The organism is Dyadobacter sp. CY347 (assembly GCF_021502655.1).
Classification (GTDB): domain Bacteria; phylum Bacteroidota; class Bacteroidia; order Cytophagales; family Spirosomataceae; genus Dyadobacter.
Genome location: NZ_JAKFFT010000002.1, coordinates 572,385 through 591,785, shown reverse-complemented (window position 1 = coordinate 591,785; position 19,401 = coordinate 572,385). Strand labels below are relative to the sequence as shown.

The following is a 19,401-nucleotide window of genomic DNA, read 5'->3' as shown; positions in this document are numbered from 1 at the left end:
AACGAAAAAACATGCTATGTCAACATACCGCCGTCCACTTGTAAAACCTGGCCGGTAATGTAGCGCGAAAGGTCAGAAGCTAGAAAAACGCAGGCATCCGCAACCTCCTCCGGCTGCCCTCCTCTTTTCATAGGGATCGACTGTTTCCATTCTTCTACTGCTTTTGAGTCCACAGCATCCGTCATTTCGGTTTCTATAAACCCGGGAGCAACTGCATTGGAGCGAATGTTGCGTGAGCCCAGTTCCAGTGCGATGGATTTGGTAAAACCAATGATCCCAGCCTTAGAAGCAGCATAATTGGACTGCCCGGCATTGCCGCTGATCCCAACAACGGAAGTAATGTTAATGATCGAGCCGCTTCTGGCGCGCATCATGCTTTTGGTGGCTGCTTTCGTAAGGTTAAAAACCGATTTCAGGTTAATTGTAATCACAGAATCCCATTGTTCCTCACTCATGCGCATTAGCAATCCGTCGCGCGTCACGCCCGCATTGTTGATCAGCACATCCAGTTTGCCAAAGTCAGCAAGGACATCCGTAACCAATTGATCCGCAGCCTGAAAGTTAGACGCATCCGAACGGTAACCTTTTGCTCTCACTCCAAATTGTTCCAGTTCTTTCGCCAGCGCCTCACCTTTTTCAACACTTGATAAATAGGTAAATGCCACATCAGCCCCTTCCTGGGCCAGGCGCAAAGCAATGGAACGACCGATACCACGTGATGCTCCGGTTACCAACGCGACTTTATTTTCTACTAATTTCATAAATGGGAATAATTCTGTCAAAATGATTTTGGTCGACAAAAATAGGGTTTTAACAGGCACTGCCAAAAAAGAAACTACAGAAACCTTCTGGCATGTGCCGCTGTTAACCCACTACATTTAATTTTTGTTTATCTAAATTGAAAGTAATGGCAGAATCAATCAAAACAGCGCTGATAACGGGCGGCTCAAAAGGAATAGGATACGGCATCGCAGAAGTGCTCATCAAAGAAGGCATCCGGGTGGCGATCACCAGCCGTTCAAAAGAAAGTGCAGAGAAAGCGGCCGCTTCATTGAACAAGATAAGTGACGGATTTGCAATCGGCATCGAGTCTGATGTCCGGAGTCTGGAATCCCAGCAGAAAGCGGTCAAAACCGTTATTTCAAAATGGGGCCAGCTGAACTATCTGATAGCAAATGCCGGCGTGGGACATTTCGCTCCTATAAAAGATCTTACCGCGGAGCAATGGCAGGAAACCATTGACATTAACCTGACCGGTGTATTTTTCAGTGCAAAAGCATCATTAGCAGCGCTAAGCGAGTCGAAAGGATATTTCATCAACATTGCCAGCCTCGCGGGCACCAACTTTTTCGCAGGTGGAAGCGCATATAACGCTAGCAAATTCGGATTGGTTGGCTTTTCACAAGCTATGATGATGGACGTTAGGGACGCGGGTGTCAAAGTGACCACGATCATGCCGGGCTCTGTCGCAACAGAATTCGGTGATCACAAACCCTCCGAAAAAGATGCGTGGAAAATCCAGCCTGAAGACATCGGACAAATCGTTTCCGATCTGATTAAAATGCCAGCAAGAACATTACCTAGCAAAATAGAAGTAAGGCCTTCTATGCCACCAAAGTAACATTCAGCTTATCGAACTAACCCCCGCCCGGAAGCACATCGCTTACCGGGCGTTTTTATATAAAGTAGGTCTGATTTCATATTCAGCAAATTACATATCAACATTCGGCAGTTTTTCAAAATAATGTTACTTTCATTGCCGGATGAAGCATAGGAATGTATATTTGAAAAAATTTTAAAAATACATCCTGATGACCCCTTCACGTCGTTCGTTTCTACGTCTTTCTGCACTTGCCTTGCCGCTCACGAGTGTTCAGAAACTGTTTGCAAAAAGTGTAGTGAGAAAACCGATCGTCATTTCCACCTGGGATAGCGGTCAGATTTCCAATGCAGCCGCCTGGCCCGTGCTGGAAAAAGGAGGGAGAGCATTAGACGCCGTGGAACAAGCCGCCATTGCGATGGAGAATGAAGTAAACTGCTGCGTAGGCTTAGGCGGAAATCCCGATCGGGATGGGTTTGTGACACTGGACGCATGCATTATGGATGAAAAAGCAAATTGCGGCTCCGTTGCGTTTCTCGAAAGGATAAAACATCCCATATCAGTCGCCAGAAAACTCATGGAAACCACGCCACACGTGTTCCTGGCCGGCGTAGGCGCACAGCAGTTTGCCGTGGCGAATGGTTTCAAACTGGAACCAGCAAAGCTTTCACCTGATGCAGAAAAATCTTATAAAGAATGGTTGAAAAAAGCGGAATATAAGCCAGTCATCAACATTGAGCACCAGCAGTCGAAAGGCCAGAAAGGCCACGGCCCTTTTGCACCGGCCCGGCTTGAAGACGGCTCCTTTAACCACGACACAATGGGTACGCTGGCACTGGATAACAATGGTGACTTGTCGGGAATGTGCACAACCAGCGGAATGGGTTTCAAAATGCGCGGAAGGGTTGGCGACTCTCCTATTATCGGTGCTGGGCTGTTTGTAGATAATGAAATAGGTGCGGCAACATCGTCCGGGCAGGGCGAAGAGGTGATCCGCGTATGCGGCACGCACCTGGTTGTAGAGTTCATGCGTTCAGGCCTTTCGCCCGAGGAAGCCTGTAAAAAAGCCATCGAACGCATCGTAAAACCAAACCCCGAACGTGCAAAAACCTTCCAGGTTGGCTTTCTGGCCATCAATAAGCAAGGCGAAGTCGGCGCTTACTCCGTACAAAAAGGGTTTAATTATACTGTCACAGAAAAAGGTGGCAAAGGAGTAGTAATCAATGCAAAAAGTTATTTCTCGTGAACAAGCTGGAATTAGTCAGAATTTGGGCGGGAACGATTTGTACATATCGCCACGGCTAAGGATCCGTAACAAAGTGATATCGGGACGGATATATTCAATGCCGATCCGCCAATCTCCTACCCGGATCCGAAAGTAGTTTTCGCCCCTTTTCTGTCCTTCGATTCGCTTGTAGTCTAAACCTGAGCTTTCAAGATTGTGTGCTGATTCTAATACTCTTATAATATCAAAAACCTTCTTTTGAATGTCATTTGGTGTGCTTTTTAGATCTTTTGAAAACCTTTTGACATATTGAACTACCATCCCATTTCCTTCTTCAGATCCGCAACAGGATGGCGTGGCTCATCGGCTTCGGATCTCATGAGTTCAAGGAAAAAGTAATCTTCAAGCTTTTTATTTTGTATAATGCTTAAAATCTGCTTCATCTCGTTCTCCGTCCAGTTTCCACGCTGCTTTTTGACACTAAAAGTAGGTGCAGGGATACCGATCTGTTCAGCCAGAAATGCATTTTTATAGCCCGATTTGTTGATCAAAGCACCCATGTTCTTTTTAAGCTCCATATAAGATTCGACTATATTTAACATGCCAAAAAGTTTAGATGAACGTTGATAGTATTTCAAATATATAAATTAAAATTAAGATTTATGTTATGTCTTTGTATCACGTGACGAGCTTTGGCTATGAAAAGCAATTTTCATTCACATACTCAACAAAAATTAGTGATCTGTTGCAAAAAAACCGATCTTCACTTTTGGAATTTACCGTACGTTTTCTTTTTTAATGTTAATACAAAAATGATCAAACCCTTAGCCACACTTTTCCTGTTAACGGCATTTAATGCATTTGCGCAAACCCCTCCGAAGCCATACGGCGCATTGCCAGCCCCAAGGCAGGTTGCGTGGCATGAAACCGAAGTTTACGGCCTTATCCATTTTACGCCCACTACATTTGAAAATAAAGAATGGGGCTTCGGTGATGCGGATCCCAAATCATTCAATCCATCCGATTTCAATGCGGAGCAGATCATCCTCGCTGCAAAAGCAGGAGGTCTGAGGGGAATCGTATTAGTGGCCAAACATCACGACGGTTTTGCGTTATGGCCTACCAAAACGACTGAATACAATATTACAAAAAGCCCTTTCCGCGGCGGCAAAGGTGACCTGGTAAAAGAGGTTGCTGACGCTGCCAGAAAACACGGCCTCAAATTTGGCGTTTATTGCTCTCCGTGGGACCGTAACAATGCAAAATACGGAACGCCCGAATACATTGCCATTTATAGGGAACAGCTCCGCGAGCTTTACAGCAATTATGGCGAGCTGTTTATGTCATGGCACGATGGCGCCAATGGCGGTGACGGTTACTATGGCGGCGCAAAAGAAAAACGGGCGATCGACAACACGACATATTATCAATGGGATTCCACCTGGACGAACCTGACCCGCAAGCTTCAACCGACTGCAAATATTTTCAGCGATATTGGCTGGGACGTTCGCTGGGCCGGAAATGAGGATGGAAGCGTAAATGAAACTTCGTGGGCTACACTTACGCCAAAGCCGTCCGAAGGCCAGAATGTTGCGGTTCCAGGACAGGCCAACGCTACGGAAAACCCGGGCGGAACACGGAATGGAAAGTTCTGGATTCCGGCAGAATGTGACGTACCATTGCGTAAAGGATGGTTTTATCACCCTACGGAGAAACCCAAAACACCGGAAAAATTATTTGATCTATACTTAAAAAGTGTGGGCCGCGGCGCTGCGCTGGATCTTGGCCTTGCGCCGGATACGCGCGGACAATTGCATGAGGACGATGTTGCTGCGTTGAAATCGTTCGGTAATCACGTTAAAGAGACATTTGCAACAAACCTGATTTCAAGAGCCGGCTCGAAAGCGGTAAATGTGCGTGGTTACAACTCCATTTATAGCGCCAAAAACATTCTGGACGGAAAATCCGAAACTTACTGGGCAACAGATGATGATTTCAAAACCCCCGAAGTTGTCATTGACCTCAGCCAGCCGATTACATTTGATATCATTAGTTTACAGGAATTTATCAAGCTTGGACAGCGCATTGAAGAATTTGCAGTCGATAGCTGGGAAGGCAATGCCTGGAAGGAAATTCACAAAGGGACGAGCATAGGCGCCAAACGGATCGTGAAACTCGCAACTCCTGTCACTACACAAAAAGTAAGACTTCGCATCACGAAATCACCTGTTAGCATCGCGATCAGTGAATTCGGCCTTTATAAAGATTCGGAATAGGACTTTTCTGGATATCCTCATTCGGATTTATAACAAAATCCCTGATCAGTTTGGACAAAGCACGTTAATCATTTAACTTGCTTTGTCACAAGTTTTTCAAATTTTAGTTATATAACTTATTCCTAAATCTCTACACAATGTCATTCGATTCGAACAAAAACCATGAAGGTGAATCCCGCCGGACCTGGTTGAAGACTGCCGCATTGGCTGGCGTCGCGGCTATGGCTGGTAAGCGTGTAAATGCTGCCGAAACACCTCCCGCCGCATTGCCTGCACGAAGAATCCCGATTGCCGTTTCAACTTATTCCTACTGGCATTTCGGGAAAGACAAATATCCTGTTGAAAAAGTAATTGGAGACGCGGCAAAGCTGGGTTTCGATGGCGTTGAAATCCTGCATCGCCAGATGGATAATGAAACGGTTCCTTATATGAACAAGCTGAAAAGGCTTGCTTTCGATAATGGCTTGTCGCTTCCTCTGCTGTCTATTCACCAGAGTTTTGTCCAGCCCAAAGCCGAGGACCGTAAAAAAGACATTGAGCATACGATCAAATGTATTGATATGGCCGTTCAAATGGGAATTCCGGCGATCAGGATGAACACGGGAAGCTGGCGGACTGTAAAACGGGATGCCAATTATTATAAAGATGGCAAAGAGCCGCCAATTGAAGGTTACACGGATCAGGACGCCATTAAATGGTGTATCGATGCTATGGGTGAATGCCTCGTAGCAGCTGAAAAAGCCGGTGTCGTGCTGGCCATCGAAAACCACTGGGGCTTGTCTTCCAACATTGATTATCTGCTCGAAATATACAAACCACTTGCGTCGTCGCCTGCTATGGGCATGAATGTGGATACGGGGAATTTTGTCGGAGATCCATATCCGCAGTTTGAGCGGTTGGCACCATACGCAACCATTGTTCAGGCCAAAACCTATTATGGAGGCGGTCACTATTACGACCTTGATCTGGATTACAAGCGCATCGCCGGCATTTTGCGCAAGGCCAGTTTCAAAGGTTATATTTCATTGGAAATGGAAGGAAAAGAAGACGCCGCCACAGCCGTTCCTAAAAGCTTAAAATTATTCAGGGAAGTATTCAGCTGATCCCTTTAAGGCAATCATAATTATATTCTGTAGTTAATAAAGTGCGGCTTCGTTGGATTCGCACTTTTTTCGTGTTGCTGCGGCAAAAATCATTTCTCATAATGATAACGACACTGCGTAATTGTAATCAAATCTTTTTCTACTTTATAAACAAGACGATGCTCATTGGTGATTCTTCTTGACCAATAACCTGAAAAGTTTGATTTGAGTAATTCCGGCTTGCCTTTACCTTCAAAGGGATGCCTTAAACATTCTTTAATAAGCTCGTTAATTTTCGTAACGACAGCTTTGTCGGTCCGTTGCCATTCAAGATACTCTTCCCAAGCTTTGGCTCGCCACGCGAGCATCAAGGCTCGATCAGTTCACGATAAATAATATTTCTACCGTTTTCGATGTCGTCAATAGCTTGAAGCAAGTATTCTCTGTTTACAGGATTACTCATAAGATATTCCGTAGTATCCATTTCGACAGCCCTCTTCTTCCGAACCTTCCGGCTCAAAAAGTTAAGAATGGTCCGTTTTTCCCTTTCTGTCGACAAAGCTAATCGTAGCATAAGTGAAGATTTTAAAGTTAGTATGTGTCATGAATTGAGTAATGTGTTTCAAATATAAAGAAAATTCTCAAATCCCACACCGCCGCGAGGAGCCTCGAACTATCAATTCCGTCTTCAATACCCGCTTTCCTGGAAGTATAACATCCTCATCATCAACGAGCTGCAAAATCCAATCCGCTGTGGTGCGGCCGATTTCGTGCGTGGGCTGGCGGACGGTTGTGAGGCCAGGGCCAATGTAGGCGGACTCCGGATTATCACTGAAACCAACGACGCCCAGTTCATCGGGAATGCTGATTCCTTTCTCCTTAGCCATCAGCATGATTTCGATGGCCGCGGAATCATTGACTGCGAAAATAGCGTCCGGTCGGTGGGCGAGATCCAGTAAATATTGTCCGTAAATCCGTGCTTTTTGCTGCGTAAGCATGCCCTGAATGATCATATGGTCTTCAATGGTTTTGCCATGCTTTTCCATGGCAGCGCGATAACCCCGTAACCGCTCTTGGCTGACCAGCAAATTCAAAGGCCCTCCCAAGTGCGCGATCCTTTCATAACCATTCATAATCAAATGTTCCACAGCTAGAAACGAGGCTTCAAAATCATTCACAACCACTTTGGGCACATTGATCTGCTCACAAACACGGTTGAAAAGCACCAGCGGAATGCCCCGTTTTTCAAAGACGCTCAAATGATCAAAGTTATTTGTTTCCTGCGTCAGCGATATTAAAAGACCGTCAATGCGGTTTGCCAGCATGGCCTTTGTATTGGAAATTTCAACCTGATACGACTCATTGCTTTGCATGATGGTAAGGTTATAACCCGCCCTGGTCAGCACTTCATGCGCGCCTATGATCACATTAGGAAAAAATGGATTATGAAATTCCGGAACGATCATTCCAATTGTATTCGTCTTGCTTTTTACAAGGTTATAGGCCAACTGATTCGGCTGGTAATCCAGCTGTAATGCTTTATCCAGCACCGCCTGGCGCGTTTCCGGATTAATGTCTGCATGCCCGTGTAAAGCCCGGGAAACAGTAGAATTGGAAACTCCCAGCGACTTGGCGATATCGATGATCGTGGTTTGATGCCGCTTGCGCTTAATGGCAGAAGGCGAAGACAAGTCCTTTTCAGAGAGCGTAAAATAGTAATTACAGGTCTTACAGAGATAGCGTTGCTTGCCCCTGACATAACCTGCCTTCATTATGCTATCTACTTGCTCACACTTTACACATTTGATCATACGCTTTGTACTTTTTCTATAATCAAGGTTCTTATCCTTTGACCAGGCGTGCATTGCAGCCAGATATACAAAAATATAAAATTCTTATATTAAAAAGCCATAAAACCATATATCGGCAACGTGTTCGCAAACGTTACCGATACTTTTTGTTTAATTCTGACATTTAATTGGGTTCTGAATGGCTTGATTTCACTTCCGGGCGCATCTATATTTATGTAAAACCATCAAACAAAACGCCGGATGCGGAAGTTTTTGAATAACTGGAAATAACATTTCTATACATTCTCTTAAATCAAAATTGTATTATTCCTATTTAAGCCACATTGCCTTTAATCCTAATAACTTGTATATGAAGAGAAGAATACTTGAATCAATTTTGCTGATGGTCCTGCACTTGGGCTTAACGCATACATTGCAGGCGCAGTCCGGCACGGTGACGGGGAAGGTTACCGATGAAAAAGGGGAAGGGATTCCCGGAGCAAGTGTGACGGTCAAAGGAACTCAGCAGGGAATATTAACAACCGTAGAAGGCACATATTCTATTGAAGCTGCGGCGAACGCAACGCTTGTTTTTTCATTTGTTGGGTATTTAAAGGAAGAAGTTGCCATTAATAACCGCACAACCATTGACATTGGTTTAAAAACCGACACAAAGGCGCTCGAGGAAGTGGTTGTAGTAGGTTACGGAACGCAGCGACGTGTAGAAACAACCGGTTCCATTGCGTCCGTAAAGGCAGAAGATCTGGTACAAACGCCTGTTGCGAACATTGCGCAAGGCTTGCAAGCGAGAGTTTCAGGAATGCAGATAAACCAGAACTCAGGCGCTCCTGGTGGCAACATCAGCGTCCGGATAAGGGGAACAAACTCTATTAACGGATCATCCGAGCCACTTTACGTGATCGACGGGATCCAGATTTCCAATGGCGGCGGCATCACGGATGTGAGCCCACTCTCTACCATTAACCCCAATGATATTGAATCTGTTGAAGTCCTGAAAGATGCTTCCGCATCGGCTATTTACGGTGCCAGGGCTGCTAATGGTGTTGTTTTGATCACAACAAAACGCGGTAAAAGCGGCAAAACAACCGTGACTTTCGATAGTTACTACGGCACGCAAAAGGTTAACAAACAGCTTGATGTACTCAACGCTTCCGAGTTTGCACAGCTGGAAAATGAAGTTTTCAAAAACAATTACTATCCTGATCCCGCGTCTCTTGGCGAGGGTGTCAATTGGCAAAACTACATCTTCCGTAAAGCACCGATCCAGAACCACCAGCTTTCGATCAATGGTGGAAATGAAAAAACGCAACTGGCATTGTCCCTCAACTATTTCGACCAGCAGGGAACATTCATTGGCTCGTCTTTCAAACGTTACTCGTATCGTTTGAACCTGGATCACAGGTTAAGCAAAAAAGTAAAAGTCGGGACGAGCATTGTGGGAAGCTATTCCATTAATGATGGCATTCAGACCGGCGGAGAGAACATTGGCGATGGCGGCGCTGTCCTATCTTCTGTATTGGGAGCGGCCATTGGCGCACCTCCTACCCTGAAACCTTATCGTGAAGACGGCTCCATTTTTCCGTTTGGAGAGCAGGCCGGCGGTCAGTATCGGGAGGTGGTGAACCCACTGAATTTTGCAGCAATGGTTTTGAACAGAGACATTAAAAGGACGTTGGCGAACTTGTATGCCGAAGTCAATTTTGTCAAAGGGCTTACTTATCGTGCGTCCTTCAACATTGATCAGCGCGGTGAGTTGTTCAACTCGTATTCGCCCAGATCCATCGTTAATAAAAGTGATTTAAACGACAATTCAGGGTCTGGTTCAAAAGGCAATGGCAATTTCCTTGCGCTCTTGCACGAAAGCATTTTGACATACAATACGAATTTTGGAAAAAACCACACATTCAAAGCAACAGCGGTCTTCGGGACGCAGCTTGAACAATCCAACTCCAACAATCTGAGTGCATCCGGTTTCCCAAATGACGCCACGCAAAATGAAGCATTGCAGCTCGCATTAACCCGCACGGTCAATAGCAGCAGAAGCAGCCAGCGCCTTGATTCTTATCTGGCACGTGTAAATTATGGTTTCAAAGATAAAATCTTCCTCGACCTGACCGCCCGCGTGGACGGTTCCAGCAAATTTGGGGCAAACCATAAATACGGCGTTTTCCCTGCTATTTCAGCCGCCTACCGATTGATTGAAGAACCATTTGTCAAAGATTTGACCTGGCTTTCAGACCTTAAACTTCGTGGAAGTTTTGGAATTACAGGAAATGCGGGTGGCATAAACCCCTACCAATCACTTTCAACCGCCGCATCCACAGGCAGCGATTATCTCATCAACCATACTTATGTGACCGGCATCAATCCTACCGGAATTGCCAATCCGGATCTGCGCTGGGAACGTTCAAACCAGGCTAATTTGGGTATTGACATTAGTTTGCTAAATAATCGCGTGAATTTTATCGCCGATGTTTATCACAAGAAAACGGATGATCTGCTTTATGTAAAAACACTCCCATTAAGCGCTGGTTACGGCTCTATCACAGGCAATTATGCTTCTCTGGAAAACAAGGGTCTTGAACTTGCAGTGAATGCGCGGATCCTTGACGGGAAATTGAAATGGGATGTTTCAGCCAACACAACATTCAACCGGAATAAAGTGCTGGATCTGGACGGCGGCGTTACAAAAGAGCGTTTCGTGACTACTTACACGGTTCTCTCCGTGGGCCAGCCACTGGGCATGTTCAAGACATATGTTTTTGATGGGGTAAACCAAACCGGCGAAGCCATTCTTCCTGGTTACGACGGACGTCTGGGCGGTCATAAGGTGAAAGATGTTACCGGCGACAACCAGATCACCGCAGCAGATCAAATGATCGTTGGGGATCCAAATCCTAAATTCATTTATGGCTTTTCAACCAATCTGGCCTATAAAGGTTTTGATCTTGGTGTATTCATTTCCGGGTCGCAGGGCAATGATATTTACAATGCAAGCCGCTTGTCGTTTGAAAACCCGCTGGGTCAGCGGAACCTGCTGAAAGGCGTTGTGGATCGCTGGTCGCCTACGAACCCCAACAATCAATATGTAAGCGCTGCACAGGGCGGAAGGCTTCCTATCTCGAACTACGTGGTTGAAGATGGTTCTTATTTGCGCTGCAAAAACCTGACCCTGGGTTACACATTACCGCGGTTCAAAGGTGTGCAGGGCATTCGGCTCTATGCAAGCGCCAATAACCTGTTTACGATCACCAATTACAGCGGTTACGACCCGGAGGTGAACACATACGCAGGTTCCAACACGATCATTGGCGTTGACAACTTCGTTTATCCGCAATCCAGGTCATTCCTGGGCGGAATTCAGGTAACATTCTAAATCCTCATCACTGATTTTATTTTAAATAAAATGAAAAAAGCATTGAAACTAAGCGCTACGCTGAGCATTCTGGGAGCCTCGCTCCTGCTGCCTTCCTGCGAGCTGAACGAAACGATATACTCGTCCATTTATACCGAAGACTTTTACAAAACAGCTGCCGACGCCGAAAAAGGACTGGTTGCAGTTTACGGTGCATTAGGAGGCCTCGGCGGCGCGCCGGCACTGACATTGGTTGCAGATTTCAGCGACGACCAAACTTACCCGCGCGGTGTGGTAGGCCGTAACACATTGACTATGTTTACCTATGACGTCAATTACACGACTCAAAAAAGCAACAGCCGCGTAAATGAATCGCCGCAACAGATCTGGCAGTCGTGTTACAGCGGCATTGAGAAGGCCAACTGGGTAATTGCCAAAGTTCCGGGCGCAACGATGGACGAGCCGCGGAAGAAACAGGTTTTAGGCGAAGCTTACTTTTTGCGCGCATTTTACCATTGGTTTCTGACCAAAAACTTCGGTGATGTGCCGGTTAAGATCACGCCAAGCTACACCGAAGGAGAAGCATTAACTGCAAAAAGCCCGAAAGCAGATGTATACAAGCAAATTTACAGCGATTTAGATCAAGCGACGTCAGCGGGACTTCCATCCTTTCCGGCAGTTGTTAAAGGCCGCGCTTCGAATGAAGCAGCACTCGCGCTTTATGCCAAAGTTGCGCTCTATAATGAGGATTATGCAACGGCGCTGGAAAAAGCAAAGCTGGTTATCGCTTCCAACAAACATGCACTCTTACCCAATGTATGGGATGTGTATCGATTTGACAATGAGGATGCTGCACGTTTGGAAAATATTTTTGCCTATGAAGTTGATCCTGTTTCGCCAGGATTGAGCCATCAGCTGGTTGGCCTTTGCGGCCCTCCGGGAAGCGCTGGCCCGGAATATGCCCGGACATCGTTCGGTTCTATGTTTGCCTACCAATCGTTTTTCAATTCGTTTGATCCAAAAGACAAACGCAGAACGCTTTTGGACACCAACTACATTGATAAAGCTGGAAAAGTGGTCCCGCAAAAGAGCATTACGCCCATCACTACGGAAGGTGTTTTGATCAAAAAATATCAGGATCCGGTTTCAACGATCGGTTTAATTCCAAATATTCCGATCCTGCGCATGCCGGATGTTTACCTCATCGCCGCCGAGGCCGAAGCGCGTTCGAATGGCGCTACGGCTGCTGCTTATGAGTACATCAATGTTGTTCGTGTGCGGGCAGGGCTGCCAGCTTTGAAAACGGGTTTGACCAAAGATGCATTTATAGAAGCCGTTTTGCAGGAACGCGCTTGGGAGTTTTTTGCCGAAGGTGACCGCTGGTATGACCTCACACGCACTGGGAAATTTTTGACAGTTATTCCAAAAGCGGTAAACAGCGTGTATCCTGTCAGGAATGTGACAGCTAAAAACCGCTATTTCCCGATCCCACAGGATGAGATCAACGCCAATGCGAAGATTGAGCAAAATCCGGATTGGAAGTAATGAAAAGCGCTTTTATCATTTTCTTGGTTGTCACAATCAATCATTTTTCTGCAAAGGGAAATAACAAAATCCGTGAATTTAAGATCGTGGAAAATGATACGCTGACTTATACATTAAAGCTGGTTCTGGACGAGTCGGGCGTACCGCAGTATTTTTTCAGAAACATTTTTACGCCGGTTTGCTACACGAATGAATGCAAACCGGTGCATATCAACTTCTACTGGGATTTGCTGGGCAATTACGAACGCTTTGATCTGCCGGAAAACAAGGTTCTGACCAAAGTGGATCACGACGAATTCAAGCAGGAAGATTATGAAAAGTTGCAGGATATTCTGACCCAGCCCAATTCCATTTTCGGTGACCTGAAAATGGAAGATCTGATGACAAAAGGCACTGATAACCTGACCGATTCTGTGGATGCGAAGGCAGGAGCAACATTGAAAACCATCAAAAACCAAGTAATCGACGGAGCCGTTTACACCTGTTACACGCTTTGGCACATTGCATATGGAACGGTCGTTCCAGAAATGAAAAAGATCATTGAAACCTATCAAAGCGACGCGTTGCTGCACCAATTTTTATCAAGCAACAATTACCATTATCAGTATTGGGCTATGGAGAAAGTGATGGATGCGAAAGGCAATGTTAAGCAATCCTATCAACCTGATATTGAAAAAGTCATTAGTGGAAAGAATGTTTTCATTGCAAAAAATGCATTACAGCGCGTAAGCAGCGATTTTTTTTCAGGACGAAAACGGCAGGAGTGGCTTTGGCAAACTTATGAAAAGTCGCCTTATGCAATGCAGATAGCTATTTTGAAAAAATTAAACGCGGCTCCTGTTAATGAATCCCTAAAAAACAACCTGAAATCCACCCTGGCAAACTCAAACGAGGAACAAACATTCCTTATCAATAAAATCCTGAACCCATGAAAAACGCATATTTCGCCGGGTTGAAACCCGGAGCTAGGTATATTGGTCGTGCCGATGGCACTTTTTTCGTATCTTTTGGATGGAACGTAGCAGCAAGTGCCATAGGCACGTTTCCATTTTATAACACCGGATCTCGATCCGGGGATGCTACCAAACCATCCAAAAGGCCAGCAAGCCTTATGCTCGCTCTCCTGCTATCTATCTTCACCTTCTGCGCCTCCGCGCAAAACCATGTTTTCGTGGAAACCGAATCATTCGAGGATAAAGGCGGCTGGGTGATTGATCAGCAATCTTTTGTGGTAATGGGATCTTCTTACATTATGGCGCATGGCATGGGCAGGCCTGTGAAAGATGCGGCTACAACCGTCAAATTCCCAAAACCAGGGAAATATAAAATGTGGGTCCGCACCAAAGATTGGGCGCCATTTCCGAAAGGGCCGGGAAAATTCGAGATCAGCATCGACGGCAAGAAAATCGAACAGGTTTTCGGTTCGAGCGGATCAGATGTGTGGAAATGGTATGATGGCGGCGAAAGGGATATTAAGGGGAGTTCGGTAAAGCTATCTATTAAAGACCTGACCGGCTTCAATGGCCGCTGCGACGCGATTTTATTTACGGATGATTTAAAATTTACGCCTCCCAATGATTTTGAAGCATTAACTGCATTCCGCAAAAACCTGCTTAATCTCACTGAAAAACCAGCCGACGCCGGACGATTTGATATGGTGGTTGTCGGTGGCGGCATTGCCGGGACCTGCGCTGCCATTTCAGCTGCCAGAATGGGATTAAAAGTCGCATTGATTCAGGACAGACCTGTTTTAGGAGGAAATAACAGCTCCGAAATCCGTGTGCATTTAATGGGCGATGTGGATAAAAACCATTACCCCAAATTGGGCAGGATCGTCAGGGAAATGGATAATGGTGATCCCGGAAACGGAAATCCGGATGCCAAAGAATACGGTGATGCGCGCAAAATTTCGATCGTCAAAGCAGAACCAAACATTTCACTATTCCTGAATACGCACGTTTATAAAGTTGAAAAAGAGAACGACATCATCACCGCCGTAATCGGCCGCGACATTGCTACCAACAAAGAAATGCGCTTCACCGGCTCCTTCTTCTCCGATTGCACGGGCGATGGAACGATCGGTTATCTGGCAGGCGCAGAATTCAGAATGGGACGTGAGAGCAAAGCTGAAACCGGTGAATCGCTCGCAGCCGAAAAAGCGGATGATTTCACATTGGGCACATCTAATTTGTGGGCTTCACTGGAACGTGACTCCGTTTCATCTTTCCCGGAAACGCCCTGGGCCATCCAGTTTTCAGACGAATATCACATTGACGAACCCAAAGCCGACTGGCAGTGGGAAACCGGTTTTGGAAACTTCAACACCATTACCGATGCTGAAAAGATCCGCGACCATAACCTGCGTGCGATCTATGGAAATTGGTCTTATCTGAAAAAGAACAAATCGGCAAAATATGCCAAACGGGAGCTCGCCTGGGTCGCTTACATCGGAGGCAAACGCGAGTCGCGCCGCATCATCGGCGATCACATTCTCAACCAAATGGATATTCAGGAAGGCAAATTTTATCCGGACGGCTCAGTTACCGCAACCTGGACCATTGACCTGCATTTCCCCGACGCCAAAAACAGCAAATATTTCGAGGGCCAGGAATTTTTCGCTGGGACCAAACACATTAAAGTAGCGCCCTACACAATTCCTTACCGCTGCCTTTATTCCAAAAACATTCAAAATCTGTTCGTTGCCGGCAGGAACATCAGCACCACGCACGTGGCCTTCGGCAGCACGCGGGTCATGCGTACTTGCGGCATGATGGGCGAAGTGGTGGGTTTTGCCGCCTACTTAACCACAAAATACAAAACAACCCCAAGAGGAATTTACCAGGACCATTTACCCGAGCTAATGTCCATTCTCAAAGGCGAAACCCCAGCGCCACAACCTTAATGAAACATTTAAACTTGCTCACAATTTTATTTTTTTATCCGTTGATTGAAATCAACGGCCACGTATCCATAGAAAAAGGCCCAAACCCAAACTTACCGTTGATTTTAATCAACGGAGAAGCACAAGGAACCACTTACCAAATCAAATACTACGACCCAAAAAACAGAAATTTCAAAACGCAAATAGACTCCATTCTCCACGATTTCGATAAAAGCCTGTCGCTTTACCGGCCGGATTCAGAGATTAACCAATTCAACCAATCACCGTCGCTGACATTCAATTCACCGTATTTCTATCCGGTTCTAAAAAAATCAAAGGAAGTATATGAAGCCACAAACGGCGCTTTTGACCCTACTGTCATGCCGCTGGTAGAAGCCTATGGGTTTGGGCAAACAAAGGTTAAAGATCCTCAAGAGGTGAATGTAGACTCACTGTTGAAGTTGGTTGGTTTCCAAAATATTCGGTTTGATTCCGTGTCGGTCAGGAAGGACAAGGCTCATGTCAGGCTGGATTTCAATGGCATTGCACAGGGATATTCGGTGGACATGATTGGCGCATTTCTGGAAAGCAATAAAATCGACCGCTATATGGTGGAAATTGGCGGTGAAGTATTGTGTAAAGGCCAGAAAGACAATGCTAAACCGTGGTTAGCAGGCATAGAAAACCCAATACACAGCGGTTCGTTATTTGCAACCGTCATTTTGGAAAACCAGGCACTGACGACCGCCGGAAATTATCACAACCATTTCACAAGCAATGGCCAGATCTTCAACCATTTGATCAATCCCAAAACCGGTGAAATGGGACAAACCGCGCTGCTGAGCGTGACGGTTTTTGCCAAAGACGCTGTCACCGCAGACGGTTACGACACCGCTTTTTTTGTGATGGGATTGGAGGAAACAAAGGAATTTGTAGTCAACAGGAAAGACCTGGACGTCTTCATGATTTATACAAATGAAAACGGCAGCTTAGAAACTTTTGCGAGCGCAGGAATTAAAGATTTTATCAAAGTAACAGCACGACAATGAAATTATACTTTGCCATTTTTTTGTGTTTTGGATTAATAAATAAGGTTTTAGGCCAGGTCAAATCTCCTAACAGCCTGACGAACGATCACATCAGCATTCAGTTTAAAAGCGACGGCAAAAGCTGGTCGGTCAGCAAAATTCTAGTCAAAAAAGATGGTAAATGGACCGAAGGTTTGACACCTTCCGGCGAGTACACCATGCTGTATTCAGAGACGAAACCTTCCGACGAGCCGACGGAAACATTTGAAAAAATCACTGGCGGCAAATTCCCGGAGGACAATTACCATTATCAGGAGCGCCAATGGAAGGAAAGCATTACAGATGTTCCTTTGAACAAAGCCGGGCAAGTTTTCAGCTTTTTGCCCACCAATCTTTTGATCAAAAAAAATGAGCTGGAATTCACAAAAGAAACCGAAGTAGCAACAGTTAAAGCAACCTGGACATTAGATCCCAACTATCCAACGGACGTTCAGGTTACTATGCGTTTGATCCCGAAAAAAAAGGGTTACTTTTCTCTGGCAACGCCTACCCTGGCCTCTGTTGAAGCAAATCAGATGTCCTGGGCATCCGTGCCGGGATATTTTCAAGGGAATTTTATCCAAAAAAACTTTGCGCTTGCCTATGCATACGGACACGGCATTCCGGATCGCCCGGTTGTTTATCGTGAACGCTGCGCCACAACATTAAGCCCGCTGGTCAGCACAAAAACCGGCATCACATTGTCCGTAATCCCTGAGCCAGGACTCGCGCGTGATCCCTGGGCCAAGGACAAAATCACGCAAACAGACTGGCAACTCGGCCTTTCGCATATGAACAGAAAGGCGCAGCTCTCACCCACCTTATACTATCCTGTTTTGGGTGAACCAAAGTCAGAACTGAATGCTGGTGAGGAGATTACCTATTCCTTCCGTTACAGCCTCATCGCCGGCGACTGGTTCCAGGCGATCAAGCACGCAGCCAATGACATTTACAAATTCCACGAAACATTAAGCCTTCGCCAAAGCAAACAAGCATTAACCGACCGCATTGAAAAAATGCACCATTACCTCACCGACCCGAAAACTTCGCTTTGGAACATTGAAGAATTTGAAGGCAAGCAGATCGGCGCACAATCTTACCTCGGGGGCGTGGTCGGTTCAAACAAGGATGCGATGAAAAATGCGGATTATGGTGCCATGTGGATGCTCGCCAATGCAACCAATGATCCCGATTTAAAGGAAAAAGTGCTCCCACCTGCATTGAATTTCAAGTTGGTACAGCAAGAAACAGATAAGGGGTTTTTCAACGGTGCCATTGAAGGGCAATATTATTTAGCCAAAAGCAAAAAATTCGTCGAAGAATGGGGCGAGGTCGTGGAGCCTATTGCAGTGACTTACTATGTGCTGCTGGACATGGGCAACATGCTTTTGTTCGAGCCGGACAATGCAGAATTAAAAGAAAAACTGCGCCTGGGAGCCGACAAATTGTTGAGCTGGCAAAACGCCAATGGCAGCTGGGCCGTGGCCTACGACAGGAAAACGGAGCAGGAATTATTCAAAGACATTAAAGACAACAGGCCTACATTCTACGGAATGATCGTGGCTTACCGGCTTTTAAAGGACGAAAAGTATCTGAAAGCAGCGCAAAAGGGAGCAGATTGGTTTATCAAAAATTCGGTTGAAACCGGCGCATTCCTGGGTGTTTGCGGCGATGCGCGTTACGCTCCCGACTTTGCAACCGGACAGTCGGCACAGGCGCTTCTGGATCTTTATGATTTTACCAAAAACAAAAAATACCAGGATGCGGCAGTGACTTGCGCGAAAATCTACACGGCGTCCGTTTACACGCATCCGATTGCCAACCGTGAGGTTAAGCTTGTCAATGGCAACAGCAAGGAAGATTGGGAAATCAGTCAGACAGGTCTGAGCTTCGAACATGGCGGGATTTTCGGTTCGGCAACCCGCCTCGGCCCCATTCAGCTGGCAAGCCACGCCGGACTTTTTATTCGCATGTATCAATTGACAGGCGAGCAGATTTTCGCCGATATGGCCAGGTCGGCCGCTATCGGTCGCGATGCATTTGTCGATAGCAAAACCAGCGTCGCATCCTATTACTGGCAAGCCATGAACAAAGGTGCGGGCCCTTACCCCCATCACGCCTGGTGGCAAATCGGCTGGATTACGGATTATCTGCTTTCGGAAGTGGCATTAAGATCCAACGGAAAAATCACCTTCCCAGGAGGCTTCGTCGCCCCAAAAGTAGGCCCGCACCAGACTTATGGCTTCGAGGCGGGTGTCGTTTATGGCGATAAGGCGAAGCTTGTGATCTTGGAAGGTTTCGCTACGGCCAACAAACCGGCGATCGATGTCATCACGGCCAAGTCGACTTCGAAAAACAGCATTTACGTGGTGCTTCTGAATAACAGTCCGACACAAACGAAATTCGGGCTTGACCTAGATTCAAGCAAAATCGGCGACTCAAAACAAATCGCCAGCATTGAAAGCCTGGAAAATAACCAAACAACAAAAATTGACCAAATAACTATTGAACCATTCGGCTTAAAATCCTTAGAAATTAAACTCCGCTAATTATTAACCG

The 19,401-nt window shown here is 46.0% G+C and carries 16 protein-coding genes; 10 read left to right on the top strand and 6 right to left on the bottom strand.

The annotated features are described in order from the left end of the window. Positions 1-14: 14 nt before the first annotated feature. Positions 15-761 (bottom strand): 3-oxoacyl-[acyl-carrier-protein] reductase, encoded by a 747-nt coding sequence (fabG, locus tag L0659_RS03285; RefSeq protein ID WP_235124189.1) that lies wholly within the window; start codon positions 759-761, stop codon positions 15-17. Between the two features lie 146 nt (positions 762-907). Here fabG and L0659_RS03280 point away from each other — a divergent pair, with 146 nt between their 5' ends. After that, the gene (locus tag L0659_RS03280; protein ID WP_235124188.1) at positions 908-1,621 is read left to right on the top strand and encodes an SDR family oxidoreductase; all 714 of its coding nucleotides are present in this window, start codon (positions 908-910) and stop codon (positions 1,619-1,621) included. A 190-nt stretch (positions 1,622-1,811) separates the two neighbouring features. Then, entirely contained in the window at positions 1,812-2,846 is a 1,035-nt protein-coding gene (locus tag L0659_RS03275; RefSeq protein ID WP_235124187.1) for an isoaspartyl peptidase/L-asparaginase family protein, read from the top strand. Between the two features lie 15 nt (positions 2,847-2,861). Here L0659_RS03275 and L0659_RS26450 read toward each other — a convergent pair whose 3' ends face one another. Further along, a complete protein-coding gene (locus tag L0659_RS26450; protein WP_409018655.1) occupies positions 2,862-3,146 on the bottom strand; it encodes a type II toxin-antitoxin system RelE family toxin in 285 nt (94 codons plus the stop codon). Continuing rightward, positions 3,140-3,427 (bottom strand): hypothetical protein, encoded by a 288-nt coding sequence (locus L0659_RS03270; RefSeq protein ID WP_235124186.1) that lies wholly within the window; start codon positions 3,425-3,427, stop codon positions 3,140-3,142. The genes L0659_RS26450 and L0659_RS03270 overlap by 7 nt, the downstream gene beginning before the upstream one ends. A 210-nt stretch (positions 3,428-3,637) precedes the next feature. On the opposite strand from L0659_RS03270, the gene L0659_RS03265 reads away from it, so the two are divergent. Further along, positions 3,638-5,101 (top strand): alpha-L-fucosidase, encoded by a 1,464-nt coding sequence (locus tag L0659_RS03265; RefSeq protein WP_235124185.1) that lies wholly within the window; start codon positions 3,638-3,640, stop codon positions 5,099-5,101. A 137-nt stretch (positions 5,102-5,238) separates the two neighbouring features. Continuing rightward, complete coding sequence (locus L0659_RS03260; protein ID WP_235124184.1) at positions 5,239-6,204, top strand: sugar phosphate isomerase/epimerase; 966 nt, start codon at positions 5,239-5,241, stop codon at positions 6,202-6,204. Positions 6,205-6,293: 89 nt separating this feature from the next. Here the strand turns inward: L0659_RS03260 and L0659_RS03255 are convergent, their stop codons facing one another. The 3 genes from L0659_RS03255 to L0659_RS03245 all read right to left on the bottom strand — a co-directional run bounded on the left by L0659_RS03255 (position 6,294) and on the right by L0659_RS03245 (position 7,955). After that, entirely contained in the window at positions 6,294-6,551 is a 258-nt protein-coding gene (locus tag L0659_RS03255; RefSeq protein ID WP_235124183.1) for a Txe/YoeB family addiction module toxin, read from the bottom strand. Further along, entirely contained in the window at positions 6,551-6,757 is a 207-nt protein-coding gene (locus L0659_RS03250; protein WP_235124182.1) for a hypothetical protein, read from the bottom strand. The genes L0659_RS03255 and L0659_RS03250 overlap by 1 nt, the downstream gene beginning before the upstream one ends. A 67-nt stretch (positions 6,758-6,824) precedes the next feature. Continuing rightward, positions 6,825-7,955, bottom strand: coding sequence for a substrate-binding domain-containing protein (locus L0659_RS03245; protein WP_409018652.1), 1,131 nt, complete (start codon positions 7,953-7,955; stop codon positions 6,825-6,827). 388 nt (positions 7,956-8,343) lie between these two features. Between L0659_RS03245 and L0659_RS03240 the strand changes: the two genes are divergently transcribed. The 6 genes from L0659_RS03240 (at position 8,344) to L0659_RS03215 (ending at position 19,391) form a co-directional block, all read left to right on the top strand. Further along, positions 8,344-11,370 (top strand): TonB-dependent receptor, encoded by a 3,027-nt coding sequence (locus L0659_RS03240; protein WP_235124181.1) that lies wholly within the window; start codon positions 8,344-8,346, stop codon positions 11,368-11,370. Between the two features lie 30 nt (positions 11,371-11,400). Continuing rightward, positions 11,401-12,894: a RagB/SusD family nutrient uptake outer membrane protein gene (locus L0659_RS03235; protein WP_235124180.1), complete on the top strand. Its 1,494-nt coding sequence runs from the start codon at positions 11,401-11,403 to the stop codon at positions 12,892-12,894. Further along, positions 12,894-13,826: a hypothetical protein gene (locus tag L0659_RS03230; RefSeq protein WP_235124179.1), complete on the top strand. Its 933-nt coding sequence runs from the start codon at positions 12,894-12,896 to the stop codon at positions 13,824-13,826. The genes L0659_RS03235 and L0659_RS03230 overlap by 1 nt, the downstream gene beginning before the upstream one ends. Before the next feature lie 179 nt (positions 13,827-14,005). Further along, positions 14,006-15,796, top strand: coding sequence for an FAD-dependent oxidoreductase (locus tag L0659_RS03225; RefSeq protein WP_235125237.1), 1,791 nt, complete (start codon positions 14,006-14,008; stop codon positions 15,794-15,796). After that, positions 15,796-16,824, top strand: coding sequence for an FAD:protein FMN transferase (locus L0659_RS03220; RefSeq protein WP_235124178.1), 1,029 nt, complete (start codon positions 15,796-15,798; stop codon positions 16,822-16,824). The genes L0659_RS03225 and L0659_RS03220 overlap by 1 nt, the downstream gene beginning before the upstream one ends. Then, a complete protein-coding gene (locus L0659_RS03215; RefSeq protein WP_235124176.1) occupies positions 16,821-19,391 on the top strand; it encodes a glycerophosphoryl diester phosphodiesterase in 2,571 nt (856 codons plus the stop codon). The genes L0659_RS03220 and L0659_RS03215 overlap by 4 nt, the downstream gene beginning before the upstream one ends. The last annotated feature ends 10 nt before the right edge of the window (positions 19,392-19,401 follow it).